This window comes from Streptomyces sp. NBC_01237 (assembly GCF_035917275.1).
In the GTDB taxonomy this organism is placed as follows: domain Bacteria; phylum Actinomycetota; class Actinomycetes; order Streptomycetales; family Streptomycetaceae; genus Streptomyces.
This window is the reverse complement of sequence record NZ_CP108508.1, coordinates 962,829-980,337: the sequence shown is the minus strand read 5'-3', so window position 1 is coordinate 980,337 and position 17,509 is coordinate 962,829. Positions and strand designations below refer to the sequence as shown.

18 protein-coding genes are annotated in these 17,509 nt (G+C 71.6%); 3 read left to right on the top strand and 15 right to left on the bottom strand.

What is annotated here, in order from left to right; translation table 11 throughout:
* Nucleotides 1-156: 156 nt before the first annotated feature.
* Nucleotides 157-972, top strand: coding sequence for a mycofactocin-coupled SDR family oxidoreductase (locus OG251_RS04420; RefSeq protein WP_326675790.1), 816 nt, complete (start codon nucleotides 157-159; stop codon nucleotides 970-972).
* A gap of 57 nt (nucleotides 973-1,029) precedes the next feature.
* Here OG251_RS04420 and OG251_RS04415 read toward each other — a convergent pair whose 3' ends face one another.
* The gene (locus OG251_RS04415) at nucleotides 1,030-1,656 is read right to left on the bottom strand and encodes an HAD family hydrolase (protein ID WP_326675788.1); all 627 of its coding nucleotides are present in this window, start codon (nucleotides 1,654-1,656) and stop codon (nucleotides 1,030-1,032) included.
* Nucleotides 1,657-1,740: 84 nt separating this feature from the next.
* Here OG251_RS04415 and OG251_RS04410 point away from each other — a divergent pair, with 84 nt between their 5' ends.
* Nucleotides 1,741-2,628, top strand: coding sequence for a MaoC/PaaZ C-terminal domain-containing protein (locus OG251_RS04410; protein ID WP_326675786.1), 888 nt, complete (start codon nucleotides 1,741-1,743; stop codon nucleotides 2,626-2,628).
* A gap of 67 nt (nucleotides 2,629-2,695) precedes the next feature.
* Here OG251_RS04410 and OG251_RS04405 read toward each other — a convergent pair whose 3' ends face one another.
* Nucleotides 2,696-3,784 carry a GDP-L-fucose synthase family protein gene (locus OG251_RS04405; RefSeq protein ID WP_326675785.1) on the bottom strand — a complete coding sequence of 363 codons (1,089 nt, stop codon included), beginning with the start codon at nucleotides 3,782-3,784 and terminating at the stop codon, nucleotides 2,696-2,698.
* Nucleotides 3,785-3,860: 76 nt separating this feature from the next.
* On the bottom strand, nucleotides 3,861-5,132 hold the full coding sequence (locus OG251_RS04400) for an acyltransferase domain-containing protein (RefSeq protein WP_326675783.1): 1,272 nt from the start codon (nucleotides 5,130-5,132) through the stop codon (nucleotides 3,861-3,863).
* 110 nt (nucleotides 5,133-5,242) lie between these two features.
* On the opposite strand from OG251_RS04400, the gene OG251_RS04395 reads away from it, so the two are divergent.
* Complete coding sequence (locus tag OG251_RS04395; RefSeq protein WP_326675781.1) at nucleotides 5,243-5,803, top strand: AAA family ATPase; 561 nt, start codon at nucleotides 5,243-5,245, stop codon at nucleotides 5,801-5,803.
* A gap of 93 nt (nucleotides 5,804-5,896) precedes the next feature.
* On the opposite strand, the gene OG251_RS04390 is transcribed toward OG251_RS04395, so the two are convergent.
* From OG251_RS04390 to OG251_RS04335, 12 genes are all read right to left on the bottom strand, one after another.
* Nucleotides 5,897-7,012 (bottom strand): hypothetical protein, encoded by a 1,116-nt coding sequence (locus OG251_RS04390; RefSeq protein ID WP_326675780.1) that lies wholly within the window; start codon nucleotides 7,010-7,012, stop codon nucleotides 5,897-5,899.
* 4 nt (nucleotides 7,013-7,016) lie between these two features.
* Nucleotides 7,017-8,285, bottom strand: a complete 1,269-nt coding sequence (locus OG251_RS04385; RefSeq protein WP_326675779.1) for an MFS transporter — start codon at nucleotides 8,283-8,285, stop codon at nucleotides 7,017-7,019.
* 42 nt (nucleotides 8,286-8,327) lie between these two features.
* Nucleotides 8,328-9,425, bottom strand: a complete 1,098-nt coding sequence (locus OG251_RS04380; protein WP_326675778.1) for an inositol-3-phosphate synthase — start codon at nucleotides 9,423-9,425, stop codon at nucleotides 8,328-8,330.
* 100 nt (nucleotides 9,426-9,525) lie between these two features.
* On the bottom strand, nucleotides 9,526-10,518 hold the full coding sequence (locus OG251_RS04375) for a Gfo/Idh/MocA family protein (RefSeq protein ID WP_326675777.1): 993 nt from the start codon (nucleotides 10,516-10,518) through the stop codon (nucleotides 9,526-9,528).
* Complete coding sequence (locus OG251_RS04370) at nucleotides 10,515-11,807, bottom strand: nucleotide disphospho-sugar-binding domain-containing protein (RefSeq protein ID WP_326675776.1); 1,293 nt, start codon at nucleotides 11,805-11,807, stop codon at nucleotides 10,515-10,517. The genes OG251_RS04375 and OG251_RS04370 overlap by 4 nt, the downstream gene beginning before the upstream one ends.
* 43 nt (nucleotides 11,808-11,850) lie before the next feature.
* A complete protein-coding gene (gene fabG, locus OG251_RS04365) occupies nucleotides 11,851-12,591 on the bottom strand; it encodes a 3-oxoacyl-ACP reductase FabG (RefSeq protein ID WP_326675775.1) in 741 nt (246 codons plus the stop codon).
* Nucleotides 12,588-13,631 carry a hypothetical protein gene (locus tag OG251_RS04360; protein WP_326675774.1) on the bottom strand — a complete coding sequence of 348 codons (1,044 nt, stop codon included), beginning with the start codon at nucleotides 13,629-13,631 and terminating at the stop codon, nucleotides 12,588-12,590. The genes fabG and OG251_RS04360 overlap by 4 nt, the downstream gene beginning before the upstream one ends.
* The gene (locus OG251_RS04355) at nucleotides 13,628-13,918 is read right to left on the bottom strand and encodes an acyl carrier protein (protein WP_326675773.1); all 291 of its coding nucleotides are present in this window, start codon (nucleotides 13,916-13,918) and stop codon (nucleotides 13,628-13,630) included. Before OG251_RS04355 ends, OG251_RS04360 begins: the two co-directional genes overlap by 4 nt.
* 58 nt (nucleotides 13,919-13,976) lie before the next feature.
* The gene (locus OG251_RS04350; protein WP_326675772.1) at nucleotides 13,977-15,335 is read right to left on the bottom strand and encodes a class I adenylate-forming enzyme family protein; all 1,359 of its coding nucleotides are present in this window, start codon (nucleotides 15,333-15,335) and stop codon (nucleotides 13,977-13,979) included.
* Nucleotides 15,332-16,132 carry a 3-oxoacyl-ACP synthase gene (locus tag OG251_RS04345; RefSeq protein WP_326675771.1) on the bottom strand — a complete coding sequence of 267 codons (801 nt, stop codon included), beginning with the start codon at nucleotides 16,130-16,132 and terminating at the stop codon, nucleotides 15,332-15,334. The genes OG251_RS04350 and OG251_RS04345 overlap by 4 nt, the downstream gene beginning before the upstream one ends.
* Nucleotides 16,132-17,259: a beta-ketoacyl synthase N-terminal-like domain-containing protein gene (locus tag OG251_RS04340; RefSeq protein WP_326675769.1), complete on the bottom strand. Its 1,128-nt coding sequence runs from the start codon at nucleotides 17,257-17,259 to the stop codon at nucleotides 16,132-16,134. Before OG251_RS04340 ends, OG251_RS04345 begins: the two co-directional genes overlap by 1 nt.
* The gene (locus tag OG251_RS04335) at nucleotides 17,256-17,507 is read right to left on the bottom strand and encodes an acyl carrier protein (protein ID WP_073720599.1); all 252 of its coding nucleotides are present in this window, start codon (nucleotides 17,505-17,507) and stop codon (nucleotides 17,256-17,258) included. Before OG251_RS04335 ends, OG251_RS04340 begins: the two co-directional genes overlap by 4 nt.
* Nucleotides 17,508-17,509: the final 2 nt, after the last annotated feature.

The following is a 17,509-nucleotide window of genomic DNA, read 5'->3' as shown; positions in this document are numbered from 1 at the left end:
TATCGTTGATGGCCTGTGTGCCAAATGCTGTACAGGCACGTCCAGTTGTCGGGCCTCGGTAAGGATGAACTACGGCGTCCGCTTGGCTACGTTGGTGGGATCGAACCGCGTCGGGACCGTATCCGGTCATCTCAGAATCGGGAAAGGACGTGTGCGTTGAGCGGACTCATGCAGGGGAAGGTCGTTCTGGTGACCGGGGCGGCCCGTGGGCAGGGGCGCGAGCATGTGGTGCGGCTGGCGGGCGAGGGCGCCGATGTGATCGCCGTGGACCTGTGCGCCACGCTGCCCGGGGTGGCCTACACCTCGTCGGAGCCCAGCGACCTGGACACCACCGTCGCCCTGGCCGAGGAGTCCGGGCGAAGGGTCGTCCCGGTCGTCGCCGACATCCGTGACCTCGCGGTTCTGCGGGAGTCGGTCGAGACGGCGGTGGAGAAACTGGGGCGCCTGGACGCCGTCGTGGCCAACGCGGGGATCTGCATCGCCTCGGCCTGGGACGAGGTCACCGAGGAGATGTTCCAGGACACGATGGACGTCAACGTCAGGGGGACCTGGAACACCGTGATGGCCACCGCACCCCATCTCATCGCGGCCGGCGGCGGCTCCATCGTCCTGATGAGTTCATCCGCCGGCCTCAAGGTGCAGCCGTTCATGCTCCCCTACACCACCAGCAAGTTCGCGGTGCGCGGGATGGCCAAGGCGTTCGCCGCCGAACTCGCCCGGTTTCACATCCGGGTCAACAGTGTGCATCCCACGGGCGTCGACACGCACATGGGAGGCCGTCCCATGCTCACCCAGGTGGCCAAGGCGAGCATGGCCGATCCCCGGTTGCGCGGGATGCTGGTGAACATGCAGCCGGTGGAGGGAATCTCGGTGGAGGACGTGGCCAACGCCGTCCTGTTCCTTCTCTCCGATTCCTCCCGGCACGTCACCGCGCACGCCATGGCCGTGGACGCCGGGGTCAGCGAGTTCTGAGCGGCTGCGCGAGTGGGCGGGGGACGGCGGAGTGCCGTTCCCCACCCAAGCTCGACTTCACGCCCAGGAGGCCTGGTTCTCCCGCAGACGGGCCCGCAGTACGTCGGGGCTGCTCACAAACAGCGTTCGCATCCCGAGGTCGCGGGCGGCGGCGAGCACCGTCTGCCGGTCGTCGATCATCAGCGCCTCGTGCGGCTCGATGCCGCACCGGCCGAGGGTCTCGGCGAAGTACTCGGCGGAGGGCTTGACCTGGCCCACGCGCCATGACGAGCAGAGGTGGTGGAAGAGCCGGTAGTGGTCGTGCCGGGTGTTCTTGAGGTGGTCCCAGTGCTCGGCCTCATTGTTGGCGAGTACCAGGGTGAGTTCGGGGAATTCATGGGCCACCTCGGCCAGGGCGGTGAGGTTCGTGCGGTAGCAGCGGACACTGTCGAGGTAGGTGTGGTCCACCCAGTCCCTGTCGAAGGCGTCCGCCGAGGGGCTTCCCGCCTCGGTGAGCAGCTCGCGCAGAACGTCGTGCACATGGACCGCGCCGCTTTCGTACAGATGGGCCGACGACAGAACGCCGCGCATCAGCCGCTTCGCGTCGGCGGCGTGGCGATGAGCGACCTTCCGTATGAAGGACGTCTCCTCCGTGATGTTGTTGAACAGGACACCGCCCGCGTCGGCCAGCAATGCTTGAATCATTTATCCGTTCCCTTTCGTCGAATGCGTATTTTCACCGCTGTTTATTCTCGCCATGGGGCGCGAGGTGTTGAAAGGTGAAATGTCATGGCGCTGTACCGTGAGCTCGTCGGGCGGGAATGGGATTCCGGAACCCGGCACTGGACGTTCTTCGACACCGCGCTCTACGCGTTGGGCGTCGGTGCGGGCGGCGACGATCCCACCCGTGAGCTGGCGTTCACCGCGCAGGGCTCCCAGGGGGTTCTCCCCGCGGTGCTGCCCACGTTCGCGACCACGCTCGTCTCCCTCCGGGCCCAGCCCGCACTCGGCGATTTCGACACGGCGCAGTTGCTGCACAGCCGGCAGTCACTGACCCTGTACGGCCCGCTCCCCGTCGAGGGCACGGCAACCACGACCTCCCGGCTGGCCGCACTGCACGACCAGGGCCGCAGCGCGCTGGCGGTGATCGAATCCCGCTGTGCGGACCCGCGCACCGGCCGGGTGCTCGCCGACATCCGCACCGGCCTGACCATCCGGCGGGAAGGCGGTTTCCGCCCCGACCCGGGGGAGACGCGACCGGGGGAGGCGCGACCGGACGAGGAGGAGCCGTGGGAGCGGCCTGCGGGGGAGCCCGACCACACCGTCCGTTGGCACACCCCGGCCAACCAGGCCCTGCTCTACCGGCTCAGCGGCGATCACAACCCCCTGCACTCCGACCCCGCCGTCGCCGCTCGCCTGGGCTTTCGTCGCCCCCTGTTGCACGGGCTGTGTACGTACGGCTTCGCCGGGCGGGCGCTGCTCCACACACTCTGCGGTGGCGATCCCGCCCGCTTCGGCAGCCTGTCCGGCAGCTTCACCGCGCCCGTCCTCCCCGGCCAGGAGCTGACGGTTCGGATCTGGGAGCGCGGGGAGTCGGCGCTGTTCGAGGTGCGCTGCGCGGGGCGGCCCGTCCTGGACCGGGGCCGTTTCGCACGGCGGGCCGACCTGGCCGGGTGACCGCGGCGCGGGCCCCCTTGCCGCGCGCCGCCGGCGGTCACGGCTCCTCCGGTCACGGCTCCTCCGGTCACGGCCCCTCCGGGCGCGCCCCGGTATCCGGGCCGGCGGCGTGGTCGGCGTACCAGCGCATCGTGCTCCGCACCCCGTCCGCCAGCTCGATCCGCGGCTTCCAGCCCGTGGCGCGCAGCCGGGAGACGTCGAGGAGCTTGCGCGGCGTCCCGTCCGGTCTGCTCGTGTCCCACGTGATGCGGCCCGTGAAACCGGCTGCCCCGGCCACCAGCGCCGCCAGATCGGCGATGGTGAGCTCCTCGCCGACCCCGATGTTGACCGGTGACGGGTCGTCGTAGTGGTCGAGGAGGTGGAGACAGGCAGCCGCCAGGTCGTCCACGTGGATGAACTCCCGTCGCGGAGCGCCGGTGCCCCACACGACGACCTCCTCGGCGCCGTCGCGCACCGCCTCGTGGAAGCGGCGGGCGAGCGCGGGCAGGACGTGCGAGCGGGTCGGGTGGAAGTTGTCACCGGGGCCGTACACATTGGTGGGCATCGCGGAGATCCATCGGCGGCCGTACTGCCTGCGGTACGACCTCACCGCGACCACACCCGCGATCTTCGCGATCGCGTAGGCGTCGTTGGTCTCCTCCAGCGGGCCGGTGAGGAGAGCGGACTCGGGGATCGGCTGGGGGCTGTGCTTCGGGTAGATGCAGGAGGAGCCGAGGAACAGCAGCCGGTCCACGTCCGCAGCGTGCGCGGCGGTGAACAGATTGGTCTGGATGGTGAGGTTGTCGTTGAGGAACTCCACCGGTTCCGCGTCATTGGCCGCGATGCCGCCGACCCGGGCGGCCGCGTCGATCACGACGGCCGGCCGGAGCGAGGTGAGGTAGTCGAGGGTCGCCGGGCCGTCGGTGAGGTCGAGGTCGGCCGAGTGGGTCCCGACGACGGAGGTGAAGCCCCGGGCCCGGAGGTGACGGAGTACGGCCGAGCCCACGAGGCCGGTCGAGCCCGCCACGAGGACGGTCGCCGAGCGGTCGAGGACGTGGTCTCCCCGCTCGGGAAGGGGAGCCGACCGGGCCGCGCCGGAGCGCGATCGGATCGCGGAGGACGAGGGGCCGGCCGGCTCGGACGGCCGTCCGTCCAGGGGGGACGAGGACGCGCGCATGGTTCTTCTTCTCCTTCTCGGATCGGGCCCGGCGGTCAGGTTTCTCGCATCGGCCCCGGCGGTCGGGCTTCTCGGATCAGGCCCGGCGGTCGAGCGGCGCCGGAAGGTCCAGACCCCGGCAGTGCAGGGCGCCCAGCAGCCGTAGCAGCGAGACCGGTTCGGGGGTCGCCCGGCTGCCCGAGGCGATCACCAGCGGGTCCTCGACCCCTTCGGCCCGCAGCGTCTGGCGGATCGGCGAGATGAGCACGGGGTGCGGGCCGATCTCCACGTATGCCCGGATCCCGCGCCGCGCGAGGGCCGACACCGCCTCGGTGAAACGGACCGGACGGCGCAGATTGTGCGCCCAGTACTCCGCGGTGGCGTCCACCGGCCGGCCGTCGGGCTCGTCCTCGACCGTCGAGATCCACGGGACGCGCGGCGCCGCGGGCGCGAGGTCCGCCAGCTCGGCGCGCATCGCGGGCAGCACGCCGTCCACGAACGGGCTGTGCGAGGCCGCGTTGATCCGGATCCGCCGGCACCGCACCCCCTCGGCCTCCAGCGCGGTCACCAGTGCCCCGGTCGCTTCGCTCTCCCCGGTGACCACCGTCTCCGTGGGCGCGGAATGGGCGGCGACGACCACCGTCCCGGGGATCTCCGCACAGCGCCGCTCGACAGTGCGCCGGTCGAGGCTCACCGTCGCCATGGTCCCCCCGCCCGCCGTCTGTTCGAGCAGACGGGAGCGTACGGAGACCACACGGGCCGCGTCGGCGAGGCTGAGCGCGCCCGCCACATGGGCTGCCGCGACCTCGCCGAGACTGTGCCCCACCACGGCGCTCGGGCGCAGTCCCATCGACCACAGCCAGTGGGCGGTGGCGACCTGTATCGCGAAGATCAGCGGCTGGGTCGTCGCCGGGCTGCCGGGCTCGCCGTCCGCCGCGTTCATCAGGGGGTCGATGACTCCGGTGGGCAGCAGCGAGTCGAGTTCGGTGAGGACCTTAGCGGCGGCCGGCGCCCAGTTCAGCAGGGCGCGCCCCATGCCGGGCCACTGGCTGCCGTGCCCGCCGAAGCACCAGGCGGCCCCGGTGGCGGCCCCGTCGGGGCAGCCCGAGGAGTAGCGGGGGCTCGCCAGTCCGTCGGCGAAGAACGACAGCCCCTCGACCAGTCCTTCCCGGTCCGCCGCCGTGACGGCCAGGCGCCGCACATCGTGTTCCGCCGACACCGGTCGGGTCTGGGGAACCGACCCGGGCTCGGCGCCGTCGGTCAGTAATGCGGCCGCCGACCGCACCTCGGCCGTCAATGCCGCCCGGTCGGCGGCGGAGAAGACCAGCAGCCACGGAGGAGGGGGGCCCACCGCACTGTCGATTGACATAAGTACTCCTGTGCACGGAATGGGATCGGATGGGTCGTCGATAATTGCTACGATCGCTGTGGCAATATCGGACTGTTGCTTGATAAATGTGATGAAGGAGTAGGGGAAGCATGCCGGAAACCTCGTTCCAGGGCCAAGCCGTCGACACCGAACCCGCATCCGATGTATTTCTCGTCATCGGTATTCCGGGGTCCGGCAAGAGCTCGGTTTCGGCCGGCCTGGCCCGTCGGTTCCCCCTCGGCGCGCACATCGAGGGCGACCACCTCCAGGACCTCATCGTGTCGGGCGGGCATCTGCCCTCGCCGGAGGAGGACCTGGAGGCGGACCGGCAGTTGCTGCTGCGGGCACGTAACGCGTCGGTGCTGGCGCGGAGCTTCCACGCCGCCGGGGTCACCGCGGTCGTGGACGACGTGGTGGTGCGCCGTGCGCATCTGGACTTCTACCGGGAGCAGTTGAAGGATCTGCCGCTGCGGCTGATCGTGCTGGCCCCGTCGGCGGGCGTGGTCTCGCGGCGGGTCGCCGAGCGGGACAAGGTGCTCGCCGACGACTGGTCGTTCCTGGACGACGCGCTGCGCAAGGAAATCGCGGGTGAAGGGGAGTGGTTCGACAGCTCTGAGCTGACGTTGGAGGAGACGGTCGACGCCGTCCTGGCGAACCGGTCGGAAAGCTGACCGTACGGCCGTGACGTCCCGCCGGAAACCCGGTGGGAACGCGCCCCCACCCGGGGTCCCGCACAGGGCTCCCGGGCAGGGGGCGCTGTCGGTTCAGGAGCCGTCGATACGGCGTACGGCGGTCAGCCAGGTGCGCATGAGATGGGCGCTGCGGTGCAGGAATGCCCGTGCCTCCGGCGACCATGCCCGGCCCCGCGCTTGTTCGGCGAAGTCCTGGAGGCCGTAGCTGAGTGAGGTGTACGCCTCCTGGTAGTCGTTGCCATCGAGCCTGAACTCCCGCAGCCAATCAAGGAGTTCGTCCATGAAGCGAATCGCCGGCAGCTCGATGGCGAGGTCGTTGAGCAGATCGTGCTCATTACGCTCGTGGTTGACCAGTGGCCCGCCGAACCGCACCGAGTGGTCGAGGTGTTTGGCGCAGGCCGCGACGAAGTAGCCGCTGAAGATGTCGCCGAAGCGTTCGACGGCGGCCCCGCCGATGGGCTGGCCCATGCGCAGGAAGTAGTAGGCGGGCAGCGCGTCGTGGTGGATCGCGGTGTTCTGCGAGTTGACGGGGCACCAGGTGTCCTTGGCGAGCACGGCGGGGTTGCCCCGGTAGGCGGTGACACGCGGCCGGACCGCGAGCCGTGTCACCGCGTCCACATCCGGATCGTCCAGCCACAGACCGGCGTTGATCCTGACATCGGCCACCTCCTCCGCGGCGGTGAGCTCCGCGGCCTCCCCCCTCGGGCCGTAGGGGAAGCCGCGCGGGAAGACCCGGCACGGCTCGACGTCGAGCAGGTCGCAGGCGTTGAACCAGCCGTCCGCCGCCGACACCACACGGTGGTCCACCGGTCCTTGAAGCACGATCCGGTGCTCGTCCAGGAAGGGGCGGTCGATCGGCAGGTTGTCGTCGTCCATGGAGACGGTCAGCGCGCTGCCGTTGAGGTACGACAGCAGATAGCCGATGTTCCGGCGGTTGTCGGAGTCGTACGGGATCAGATCGGGCACACCCAGCTTCGCCAGCAGCCGGTCCTGCTCCTCGACATCGGGGGAGACGATGTCGGCGCCCCGGGCGCGGGCCTTGTCACAGGCGTCGTAGAACGCCCTCGGGGTCTTCCGGTCGGGGATGACGACGAGACGGGCGCCGTCCTCGGCGAGCGTGTCGTCGTAGTGCTCCAGGAACGAGCCGGAACCGATGGTGGTGATGACGATATCGAGCGTCTCAGTCATGTGGTCACTCCAAAGTGGGATCGTCCCGCGTGGGGATGTCCCGCCAGAACCGTAGGTGCGAGGACGCGGTGATGATGGGGGCGGTGAGCCAGAGGAGCATCACGACGGTCAGCCCGAGGCGGGGGCCGAACAGACTGCCCAGTCCGCCGCCGACCAGTCCGCCGAAGAAGAGCATCCCGCGGCTGACGAACCGTACGCAGGCCACCGTCCGGTTCAACAGGTCGGGAGGGGTGAGCAGTTGGACGAGGAGGGCCTGACCGACCGTGAAGATGGAGAACCCGGCGTGGAAGAGCAGGGCGCCGCACAGGAACAGCAGCAGCCCCGGGCCCTGTTGGGTCAGCGGCAGAAGCAGGCCCGCCGGTGCCAGGACGGCGGCGGGCAGCCACACGGCGCGGGCGGTGCCCAGCCGTCTGCTGACCTTGCCCGCGCTGAACGCGCCGATCAGACCGCCGATGCCGACCGACCCGAGCAGCATGCCCAGAGTGCCCGGGGTGATGCCGACGTCATGGGCGAGGAAGATGATGACGAGCGCCTCGTAGGCGGCGAAGCAGCAGTTGCCGACCGCCGAGCCGGCGATCGAGGCCAGCATCACCGGCCGCTTGGCGATGAACCGGGCGGCCTCGGAGAGTTCGGCCCACAGGCCCGAGGTGCGGTTCGCGCTCTTGGCGGACCGGATGCGGGAGCGCATCAGCAGATTGCAGGAGGCGGACGCGATGAACCCCACGGAGTTGAGCAGGGGCGCGCTCTCGGGACCGGCCAGCTGCACGGTGAAGCCCGCCAGGGTCGGGCCGAAGGCCAGGGAGACCGCGCGGGCGATCTGGAGGCGGATGTTGCCGTAGACGAGTTTGTCCTTCGGCAGCATCCGTGGCGGCATGGACAGATACACGATCTCGTAGAACACGGTCGCGCAGCTGACCAGCACATTGGACAGGTACAGATGCCACAGGGCGAGATGGCCGGTGACCGACAGGACCGGTACGAGGGTCACGACCGCGGCGCGGCTCAGGTCGGCCAGCAGCAGCACGACGCGCGGGGGCAGCCGTGTGCTGTACACGCCGGCGGGCAGAGTGAGGATCAGCCAGGGCAGATACCCCGCCGCTGTGATGAGGCCGACCTCACCGACAGAGGCGCCCAGCGTCTGAGCCGCGAGCAGCGGGAAGGCGACCACCGTCGCCATCCCGCACAGCTGGCTGATACCGCTGCCGATCCACAACAGGCGGAAGTCCCGTTCGCGGACGGACTCGGGCGCCAGGGTGGCAGGATCGGAGCTCACAGGTGTCCCCTTCTTTCTCGGTCCGCGTACGGGGCCGGTGGTTCATTGATGTGCTCGCCGCCCGGGGGTCGGAGTGGCGGCGATGAAGGCCTCGACTGCGTCGAAGGCATCGGAGTCGCGGTACTGCTCCGGGGGCGACTTCATGAAGTACGACGACGGGGCGAGCAGCGGGCCGCCCACACCCCGGTCGAGTGCGATCTTGGCAGCGCGGACGGCGTCGATGATGACCCCCGCCGAGTTCGGTGAATCCCACACCTCCAGCTTGTACTCCAGGGACAGCGGTACGTCGCCGAACGCGCGCCCCTCCAGGCGCACATACGCCCATTTGCGGTCGGCGAGCCACGGCACATGGTCCGACGGTCCGATGTGCACGTTGTCCTTGCCCAGGTCGCGCTCGATCTGGGAGGTCACCGACTGGGTCTTCGATGTCTTCTTCGACAACAGACGCTCGCGCTCCAGCATGTTGCGGAAGTCCATGTTCCCACCGACGTTGAGCTGCATGGTGCGTTCGAGGTGGACACCGCGGTCCTCGAGCAGCCTGGCCAGGACGCGGTGGGTGATGGTGGCGCCCACCTGGGACTTGATGTCGTCGCCGATGATCGGCACACCGGCCTCGGCGAACTTGGCCGCCCAGTGCGGGTCGGAGGCGATGAACACCGGCAGGGCGTTGACGAACGCCACACCGGCGTCGATGGCGCACTGCGCGTAGAACCGGTCGGCCTCCTCGCTGCCGACCGGCAGATACGAGACCAGGACGTCGGCCCGGCTCTCGCGGAGCGCCGCGACGACATCGGCCGGGTCCTCCGCCGACTCCGTGATGGCTTCCCGGTAGTAGTGGCCCAGACCGTCCAGGGTGGGCCCCCGGAGAACAGTGACACCGGTGGGCGGCACATCGCAGATCTTGACCGTGTTGTTCTCCGACCGCGAGATGGCGGACGACAGGTCCTGCCCGACCTTCTTGGCGTCCACGTCGAACGCGGCGACGAACTCCAGGTCGTGTACGTGATAGCCGCCGAACTCGACGTGCATGAGCCCGGGGACACGGGCCGCGGGGTCCGCGTCGGCGTAGTAGTGCACTCCCTGGACGAGTGAGGCGGCGCAGTTGCCGACCCCGGCGATCGCTACGCGGATCCTGCCCATGGTGTTCCCTTCGTCAAGTCGCTCTACGGCAACGGGGTTGGGAGACTGTCGTTCGGAGGAGATGTCACAGGAGCGTGAGGAGTACGCGTACGGGCGACGGTCACAGCTTCACCGGTACGGATCCCGAGCGAGCCGACCGCTCGGCGGCCAGCGCACACCGCAGCGCCTCGTAGGAGTCGCGCCAGCCGCCCGAGGCCGGATCGGCGGGTCCGCCCGCCGCCATCGTCAAGAACGCCTCCACCTGGTGGCGGTACGCGGTGGCGAACCGGTCCCAGTAACCCCGGAAGCGCGGTTCGGGTGCGCCGCCCTCGCCGGGGGTGCGCGCATGGGTCAGGGCGGCCTCCAGATTGCCGTTCTCGGCCAGCACCTCGGCGCGCACGTCGTAGCCCACGGGTTGCAGGCGGCCGGCCGAGAGCGCGGCCAGGGCGCCGTCGTCCAGCCGCAGCAGCGCGGTGACCGTGTCGAAGTCGCCGATGCCGGCGAGCTCCGGCTCGGACAGTGCCGAGCCGTCGGCGACGACCTGGACGATGCCGCGCCCGGTCAGCCACCGCACCATGTCGAAGTCGTGCAGCATCAGATCGGTGAAGATCGAGCCGCTCTCGCGCAGCCGGGCCAGCGGCGGCATCGATACATCGTGCGAGACCAGCCGCAGCAGCTGCACCCGGCCCACCCTGCCCTCGGCGGTCCGGGCCCGCAGATCGGCGAAGCCGGGGTCGAAGTGGCGCTGGAAGCCCACCCACAGAGGCACCCCGTGCTCCTCCGCCCGCAGCCCCAGGGCCTCGGTCCGGGCCAGGTCGGTGGTCAGCGGCTTCTCGCACAGCACCGGGATCCGGGCGTCGACGAGCGCGCCGACCAGTTCGGGGTGGCTGGTGGTGGCCGCCGTCACCAGCGCCGCGTCACAACCCCGCTCCACCAGGTCCTCGACGGAGTCCGCGACCGTGCCCGAGGCCACCGACCGCGCCAGCTTCTCGGCCCGGTCGCGCTCGGCATCCACACACACCAGCCGGAAGGGGCCCAGTGCGTCGAGGTGTTCGGCGTACATCGCGCCGATCCGGCCGCAGCCCACGATCGCCACGCGCAGGTCCTCGTTCATCGGTGCGCCTCCGCCCGGTGCGGGGCGGCCGAATGGGCGAGGGACACCAGGTCGGCCGTTTCCCGGCGCGCCCGCAGCCGCTTCCCCCAGGCGGCCGCACGTTCGGTGTACGTCGCGTCGCCCAGGACCTCGGTGATGCCCCGGCGAATGTCGCCGACGCCGACGCAGGGCTGGTCGGAGGGGCCGGAGTAGCGGTCGCTGAAGGCGAGCCGTCCGTACGCGGTGGTCCGGCTGGTCCTCAGCAGCACCCCTGCGCCGGTCGCATCGACGAGCTCACGGCCGTTCATCTCCTGCTCGGACATGAACGGCATCACGACCGACGGCCTGCCGTGCAGCAGAGTGGCCAGCACCGTGGCCGAACCGCCGTGGCTGACCACCACGTCCGCCCACTCCAGCGGGGTGTCGAGCCCGGTGAAGCCCGCCACCACGACGTTGTCGGGCACCACCAGATCGCCCTCGAAGGCGAAGCCGCTGGAGACGTACACGGTCCACGGCTGGTCCGCGCACGCGTCGAGCACGTTCTGCAGGGCCTGGCGGCCCACCGTGCCGCCGCTGCCGATGGTGACGTAGACCTTCGGCCGGTCCGTGTCCGGGGGAGCGGACCCGGCCGCGCCCGGCGGGTTCCAGTACATCGGTCCGACGAAGTGGAGGGCGCCCCGGTGAGGCGGTCCCTCGACCGGTTCGAGGTCGGCGAGGCTGGAGACCAGGGTGACCTCGCCCCACAGCAGGTGCTCCGCCCGGCTCACCTCGCCCAGGCCCAGCTCGCGTGAGACCCGGTCCCACACCGGCAGGCTGGAGGGGTGGGGCAACAGGGTGCGCGGTGTGACCGTCGACCAGGGCATCCAGCCGTTCTCCCGCGGGGTGATGAAGTCCGCGTCGGCAAGGGAGACGACGGGGATCCCGGCGGCCCGCGCGGCGAGCGCCGCGGTCGGGCACATGTCGATGACGACCAGGGTGGGCCGGTACTCCTCGATGAGCCGGGCGTCGGCCGCGAGCCGTCGCTCCACCCGCTCGATACGGTGGTAGCTCGCGGCGATCGCGAACACGCGCTCCACGTCGGCGAAGGGCAGATACGAGGGCATCGGGTGCCGGTCCGGCGGGCGGGGAGCCTCGGGCTCGGACTCCAGCACCGTGAACCCGGCCTCGCGCACCATGGAGTTGATGCCGCAGTCCGCGAACGCCACCTCGTCGCCGGCCCCGGCCAGTTCGGAGGCCAGGGCGAGGCAGCGGCCGGTGTAGGCCGCGCCGCCTCCCCAGCCCCAGGGGAAGAACAACACTCGCTCGCTCACACGTCCTCCTGCTCGTCCCGCTCGTCGTGCCGGTCGGTTGTGCTCATGCCGTCATCCCGCCGTCCACCGCGATCACCTGCCCGGACACGTACGAGGCCGCCGGGGAGCAGAGGAAGGACACCACCGAGGCGATCTCCTCGGCCCGGCCCGGCCGGCCCAGGGGGGTGCGGTCCACCACCGCCTCGCGCGCCCCGGCGGACAGGCCGGCGTAGGCGGGGGTGTCGGCGATCAGTCCGGGTGCCACGCAGTTGCAGGTGATGCCGTACCGCCCGTACTCCCTGGCGGTGGTCCACGCCAGTCCGTGCAGACCGGACTTGGTGGCCGCGTAGGCGGCCTGGCCGGGCTGGCCGCGCAGCCCGGCCACCGACGACACCAGGACGATCCGCCCGCCGGAGTGCCGGGTCATGGCCCGCACCCCGGCCCGCACACAGCCGAAGGCCCCGGTCAGATTGACCGCGAGCTGTTCGTCCCACTCCTCCTCCGGCACGTTCAGGAGCAGCCGGTCACGGTGGACCCCGGCGTTGACGACGAGGGTGTCGAGGCGGCCGAACTCCTCGACCACTTCACCCACCACCCGCGCGCCGCTGCCGGGGCGGGACAGATCGCCGGCCACCGCGTGGGCGGCGGCGCCCGCGGCGCGCAGTTCGCGGACCGCGGCCGCCGCTCCCTCCTCGTTGCGGTGCGCGTGCACCGCGACGGCGTGGCCCGACCGGGCCAAGGCGTGCGCGATCGCCTGCCCCAGCGGGCCGGAGCCGCCGGTCACCAGGGCCACCGGCACGCTCATGCCGTCGCCTCCTCGCGTACGGGGAAGTTGATGCTCTCGATCTGCGCGAACCGTGCGCGCAGCCGGTCCGTCGCGGTGGGGTCGGCGGGACCCTCCCGGCCGCCCGCCGCCACCAGAGCCTCGCGCAGCCGTTCCATGGCGTCGCGCAGCGGCCGGCTCAGCGGCAGCACACGCGGATAGACCGCGAGCGGATCCGGCTTCTCGTGCGCCGCGATGAGGGCGATGCCCAGACGTTTGGCGTGCACCCGGGCCTCCAGCGCGGCCGTGCGCACCGCCGCCAGCTCCGGGGGCAGCACCAGTGGTTCGCCCGAGGAGGGCGGGACGGCGAGGGCATTGGCGTAGATGAACAGCTGGGGCTGGATGTCACCGAGCACCAGGAGGTGCAGGGCACGGGCGGTCACCGCTTCGAGCCCCGTCCCGGTCAGCTCCTCGATGAGGTCGTCGAGAGCGCGCGCTCCCACCGAGAGCAACGCGGTGTCCCGGTCCAGCCGTTCGGCGAAGTACTCCTGCGGATCCCGCCGGTCCGGCTCGCCCGTCACGGAGACCGTGCCCACCCAGGTGAAGAGCGCCCGCAGGGCGGGGGTCAGCGTCCAGTGCCTGCGGAAGCCGTCGGCCGGATCGGCGTCGGTGTCCAGTACGGACATCACGCTGTCCTCGGGCGACCAGTCCACCGCGAGGACCGCGTGGTCGTGGAAGTGGAAGCGCCCCTCGTACACATCGCCGGGCAGATGGAACCGGTCCGGCAGGACCATGACCGGCTCTCCCGCGGAGAGGCTCTCCAGGACGAACGGCACATTGCGGGAGCCGTCGTCGAAGTCGGTGCGGTAGTTCACCCGGCAGCCGTCGAAGTCCTTGGCCAGATCCCGGCCGACCGGGTCCAGCGGGCCGTTGAGCGCGCGGGCCACTTCCTGGGGTCCGAGCCCCCGGAACGCGAGGACGGACTCGACGCAGCGCAGTACGCAGTTCAGACCGTCGAGCGCCCGGTCCTGCCAGCCCAGCGCGCCCAGCTGGTCGAACCGGGGAACCGCCGGGGCCGTCACCGTCGTTCTCGCTCGACGGTACGGGCCCGGGCGACCAGGGTGTCGGCCAGGTGTCCCAGATTGTCGAAGGACGCCCAGTCGGCCTCCTCCCCGCTGTAGGGAACGTCCCACTTCTCCTCGAAGCGCGACAGCACCACGATCAGGTCCAGGGAGTCGATGCCGCTCTCGTCGAGCGTGGTCGTCTCGCTGAGCTGGTCGGGCACATGGGGCCGTTCCGCGAGGACGGTCCTGATGAGCTCCATCACGTGTTCGCGGTCCGCGGGTTCGGAAACGGCGTCGTCGGCCATGGTGTTCTCCTTCTCGTCGGCGATGGTGGGATGTCGGACAGGTGGGGTGGGGCGGCCGTCAGCCGCCCTCCTCGATGAGCAGGCCCCGGCGGATCTTGCCGCTGCCGGTCCGGGGCAGCTTGTCGACCCGGCGGAACACCGTCGGCACTTTCACCGCCATCAGCTGCTCCCGGGCCCGCCGGCGCAGCACGGCGGCGTCGAACTCGGCGGCGCCCGCTTCGACGAACGCCCATACCTGGTGGTCGCCGGAGGGTCCCGGCCGCCCCACGACGGCACAGTCCTTGACCCCGGGCATGGCGCGCAGGACCTCCTCCACCTCGGCGGGCGAGATCTTGTTGCCGCCGATATTGATGAGCAGATCGCTGCGCCCGGTCAGCCGCAGCCCGTCGTCGCCGAAGACCCCGAGGTCACCGGTGTTGACCCAGCCCTCCTCGTCGGCGAGCGGCACCGCCCGTCCCGCCTCCATGCGTACGGGGGACAGACCCGGGAAGCGCGCCGCGACCGGCCCCGGCTCGCTGCCGCCCGCCCTGATCCTCACCTCCGGCAGCGGGTGCCCGACACCGCTGCCGCCCCCGACAGGGTTGAGGGTCAGCTGGCCGAGCTCGGAGTTGCCGTAGTGGTCGTAGACGGTCAGCCCCGCCTCGCGCCAGGGCGCGGCCGCCTGCTCCGACAGGGCGTCGCCCGCGCTGACGCACCGCTTCCAGGAGCCCGCACGCACCACGTCACCCTGCCCCCACCAGTCGAGGACCAGCGGGACGCTCTGAAGGACGGTGGGCCGGTGGCGCTCCACGAGGAGTGCCGCCCGGGCCGGTGTCAGGGCTCCCGCGGGCACCACCTGACAGGCACCGGCGTAGAGGACGGCCAGGGTGCCCGCCTCGATGGCGTAACTGTGACCCAGCGGGCTGGTCGTGAGCACCACGTCGTCGGCGTCGAGGCCCAGGCCATGGGCGAATCCGGCCGAGTTGAGGAGGGTTCCCGACCACTCGCGCGAGATCACCTTCGGCCGTCCGCCGGTGCCCGAGCTGGTGACCGCGAAGGCCGGGTCACCGCCGTGGTCACCGCCCGGCCGCAGCCGGGTCACCACCGCGCCCTCGACGCTCAGCTCGGCGCCGAAGTCGGCCAGCGCGGCCGAGCGTTCCGCCTCACCGGCCTGCTCCTGGAGCACCAGCACCGGGGCGTGCAGGGAGGTCGCGGCGGCGAAGTCGACCACCGAGTCCAGCAGGTTCGTCAGCACGACCCCGGTCCGCACCCCGGGGCCGACACCCGATGAGGCCAGATCCCTCGTCCGTGCGCCGACCTCGCGTTCCAGTTCGGCGTACGTCACCGACCGGCGCCGGTCCACCAGGGCGGGCCGGTCGCCGCGGCCACCACGGCGGTGCCCGGCCAGGACGTCCATCAGGGTGTCGTCCACGGTCATCCCTTCCTGGACGCGGTGCAGCGGTAGCCGGTCCGCCCGCCCGCCGCCGTCACGGTCGCCGTCGTCGGTGCGCCGGTTCCGGTGAGCACCGAGACCAGCTCGGCCAGGGGCGCGGTCACGAGAGGGTCGCCGGGCCGCGCCGCGCGGTCCGCGGCGGGAAGCGGGAACGTCTCCACCGGACCGAGCGTGCCCAGGACACGGGCACCGCGCCCCCGGGCCCGCGCCGCCGTCTCCAGCACCAGGAACGCCGCCCGCCCGCTCACCGGGTCGCTGCCGCGGGCCCTGGCGGCGGCCGGGCTCAGCAGTTCATAGGTGCCGCACAGCACCGGGCCGGCATCCGCGGGCCGGAGCCTGCGCCGTGCGATCGCCAGGGCCTGAAGCCCGGCGCCCGCTCCCAGCACGGTGGCGCAGTAGCCGCGCAGCCGGTGACGCAGACAGATCAGCGACGTCACGCCGTGCGCGTTGAAGTACAGGAAGGACTCGGGAGCCAGCGACGAGCGCGCCCCCGCGTCGAGCCGGGCCCGGATGGTCTCGGCCACATGACCCGAGCCGTAGCCGGAGCCGATGACGCAGGCGGTGGCGGCGGGGTCGGGCGTGGCCAGGTCGGTACCGGCCGCGCCGGTCACCGCCGCGCCGGCGAGCGCCTCGCCCGCCATCTCGGCTATCCGCTCGGGCAGTTCCCTGGTCCACTTGTTGACGTCCTGCCAGCCGTCGCGGCCTGCCGCGAGCGCCTGCCACAGGTCCGCCGTGTCGACCTCGCCCGAGGCCGCGGCGGTGATCACGACCGAGTCGTCCATCAGGGCCTCCGGAAGATGAGTGCGGTGTTCATCCCGCCCAGACCGCACGACACGCTCAGGGCGGTCCGCAGCTCCGGCATCGGCCGGGGCGCGTCGTCGAGTACCAGGTCGAGATCGGCACAGATGGGGTCGACCGGCCGGGCGCCCCACGTCGGGGTCACCGCGCGGTGTGCCAGCGAGAGCACACAGGCCATGGCCTCGACGGCGCCCGCGCCGCCCTGGAGGTGCCAGAGCACGCCCTTGACACTGTTGACCGGAACCGACGGGAGCCGCGGCCCGAACACCGCCCGCAGCGCGGTGATCTCGGCGGCGTCGCCGCGCCGCGTCCCCGGGCCGTGGGTGTTGACGAAGTCGATCTCCTCGGGGCCGAGTCCGGCGTCGGCGAGCGCGAGCCGCACGGCCAGCTCGATGCCGTCCGCGCCCGGCGCGGCCAGATGCCCGGTGGCGTTGGTGAGCCCGCAGCCCGCCAGGACCGCGAGTGGCTCCCCGGCGCCCGCGTGCGGGTCGAGAGGTTCGAGCCGCAGCACCGCCGCGCCCTCGGACAGGCCGATGCCGCGCCGCTCGGTGCTGAAGGGCCGGCAGCCCTGTGGGCCCAAAGTGCGCAGGGAGTTGAGGCCGAGGAAGGCCATGTCGGTCACTGCGTCGGCGCCCCCGACCACGGCCGCCGGCGCGTCCCCGGCGGCGATCAGGTCACGGGCCACCGCGATGGCGGCGGCGCCCGACGCGGAGGCGTTGGCGATGGTGAGGGCCTCGCCGTGGAGCCCGGTGCGGTCGGCGCAGGCCGAGGCCAGATCGCCCGTGAAGTACCCGGGCCGCGGTGGCACCAGACCGGGGTCGGTGGTGCCGAGCACCAGCGCGGTCCGCTCGCGCCCGGCGCCGTCCACCCCGTCCAGGGCTTCCCGCACGGCGGTCTCGGCGAGGTCGAGCGCCCGCCACACCCCGTCCCCGCCCGTGTGCCCCGGCACCTGGCCCGCCGCCTGAAGGGTGGCGCCGGTGGCGTCGAACGCGGTGATGGGCGGGTGGTACGCCTTTCCGGTGGCCAGCGCCTCCCACAGCGCGGACACCCCGACCCCGGCCGGGCCGCACACGCCGAGTCCGGTGACGGCGACCGCTCCCGTGGCGCTCATCGTCGATCACCCCGGCTCAGTGCCGTGGCCAGCGAGCTGATGCTCGCCGAACCGAGGACCGCGTCGTCCGGCAAGGTCACGCCCAGCTCCCTCTCCAGCTCACTGACCACCGTGATGACCAGCACCGAGTCCACACCGGCGGGTGCCAGCGGCTCGGTGTCGCTCAGCCATGGAAGGCTCGGATCCTCCTGCAACTGGTGCGCGAGTTCGGCTCGTACGCGCGCCAGCAGTGCCGATCGGGTCTCCACCG

Excerpts from the sequence above, each read along its gene's own strand:
- OG251_RS04375 (WP_326675777.1), bottom strand. The coding sequence starts at position 10,518 with ATGAACGAGGACCTGCGCGTGGCGATCGTGGGCTGCGGCCGGATCGGC.
- OG251_RS04415 (WP_326675788.1), bottom strand. The coding sequence starts at position 1,656 with ATGATTCAAGCATTGCTGGCCGACGCGGGCGGTGTCCTGTTCAACAAC.
- OG251_RS04380 (WP_326675778.1), bottom strand. The coding sequence starts at position 9,425 with ATGGGCAGGATCCGCGTAGCGATCGCCGGGGTCGGCAACTGCGCCGCC.
- OG251_RS04355 (WP_326675773.1), bottom strand. The coding sequence starts at position 13,918 with ATGGCCGACGACGCCGTTTCCGAACCCGCGGACCGCGAACACGTGATG.
- OG251_RS04350 (WP_326675772.1), bottom strand. The coding sequence starts at position 15,335 with ATGACCGTGGACGACACCCTGATGGACGTCCTGGCCGGGCACCGCCGT.
- OG251_RS04390 (WP_326675780.1), bottom strand. The coding sequence starts at position 7,012 with ATGACTGAGACGCTCGATATCGTCATCACCACCATCGGTTCCGGCTCG.
- fabG (WP_326675775.1), bottom strand. The coding sequence starts at position 12,591 with ATGAGCGTGCCGGTGGCCCTGGTGACCGGCGGCTCCGGCCCGCTGGGG.
- OG251_RS04410 (WP_326675786.1), top strand. The coding sequence starts at position 1,741 with ATGGCGCTGTACCGTGAGCTCGTCGGGCGGGAATGGGATTCCGGAACC.
- OG251_RS04400 (WP_326675783.1), bottom strand. The coding sequence starts at position 5,132 with ATGTCAATCGACAGTGCGGTGGGCCCCCCTCCTCCGTGGCTGCTGGTC.
- OG251_RS04395 (WP_326675781.1), top strand. The coding sequence starts at position 5,243 with ATGCCGGAAACCTCGTTCCAGGGCCAAGCCGTCGACACCGAACCCGCA.
- OG251_RS04340 (WP_326675769.1), bottom strand. The coding sequence starts at position 17,259 with ATGAGCGCCACGGGAGCGGTCGCCGTCACCGGACTCGGCGTGTGCGGC.
- OG251_RS04405 (WP_326675785.1), bottom strand. The coding sequence starts at position 3,784 with ATGCGCGCGTCCTCGTCCCCCCTGGACGGACGGCCGTCCGAGCCGGCC.
- OG251_RS04345 (WP_326675771.1), bottom strand. The coding sequence starts at position 16,132 with ATGGACGACTCGGTCGTGATCACCGCCGCGGCCTCGGGCGAGGTCGAC.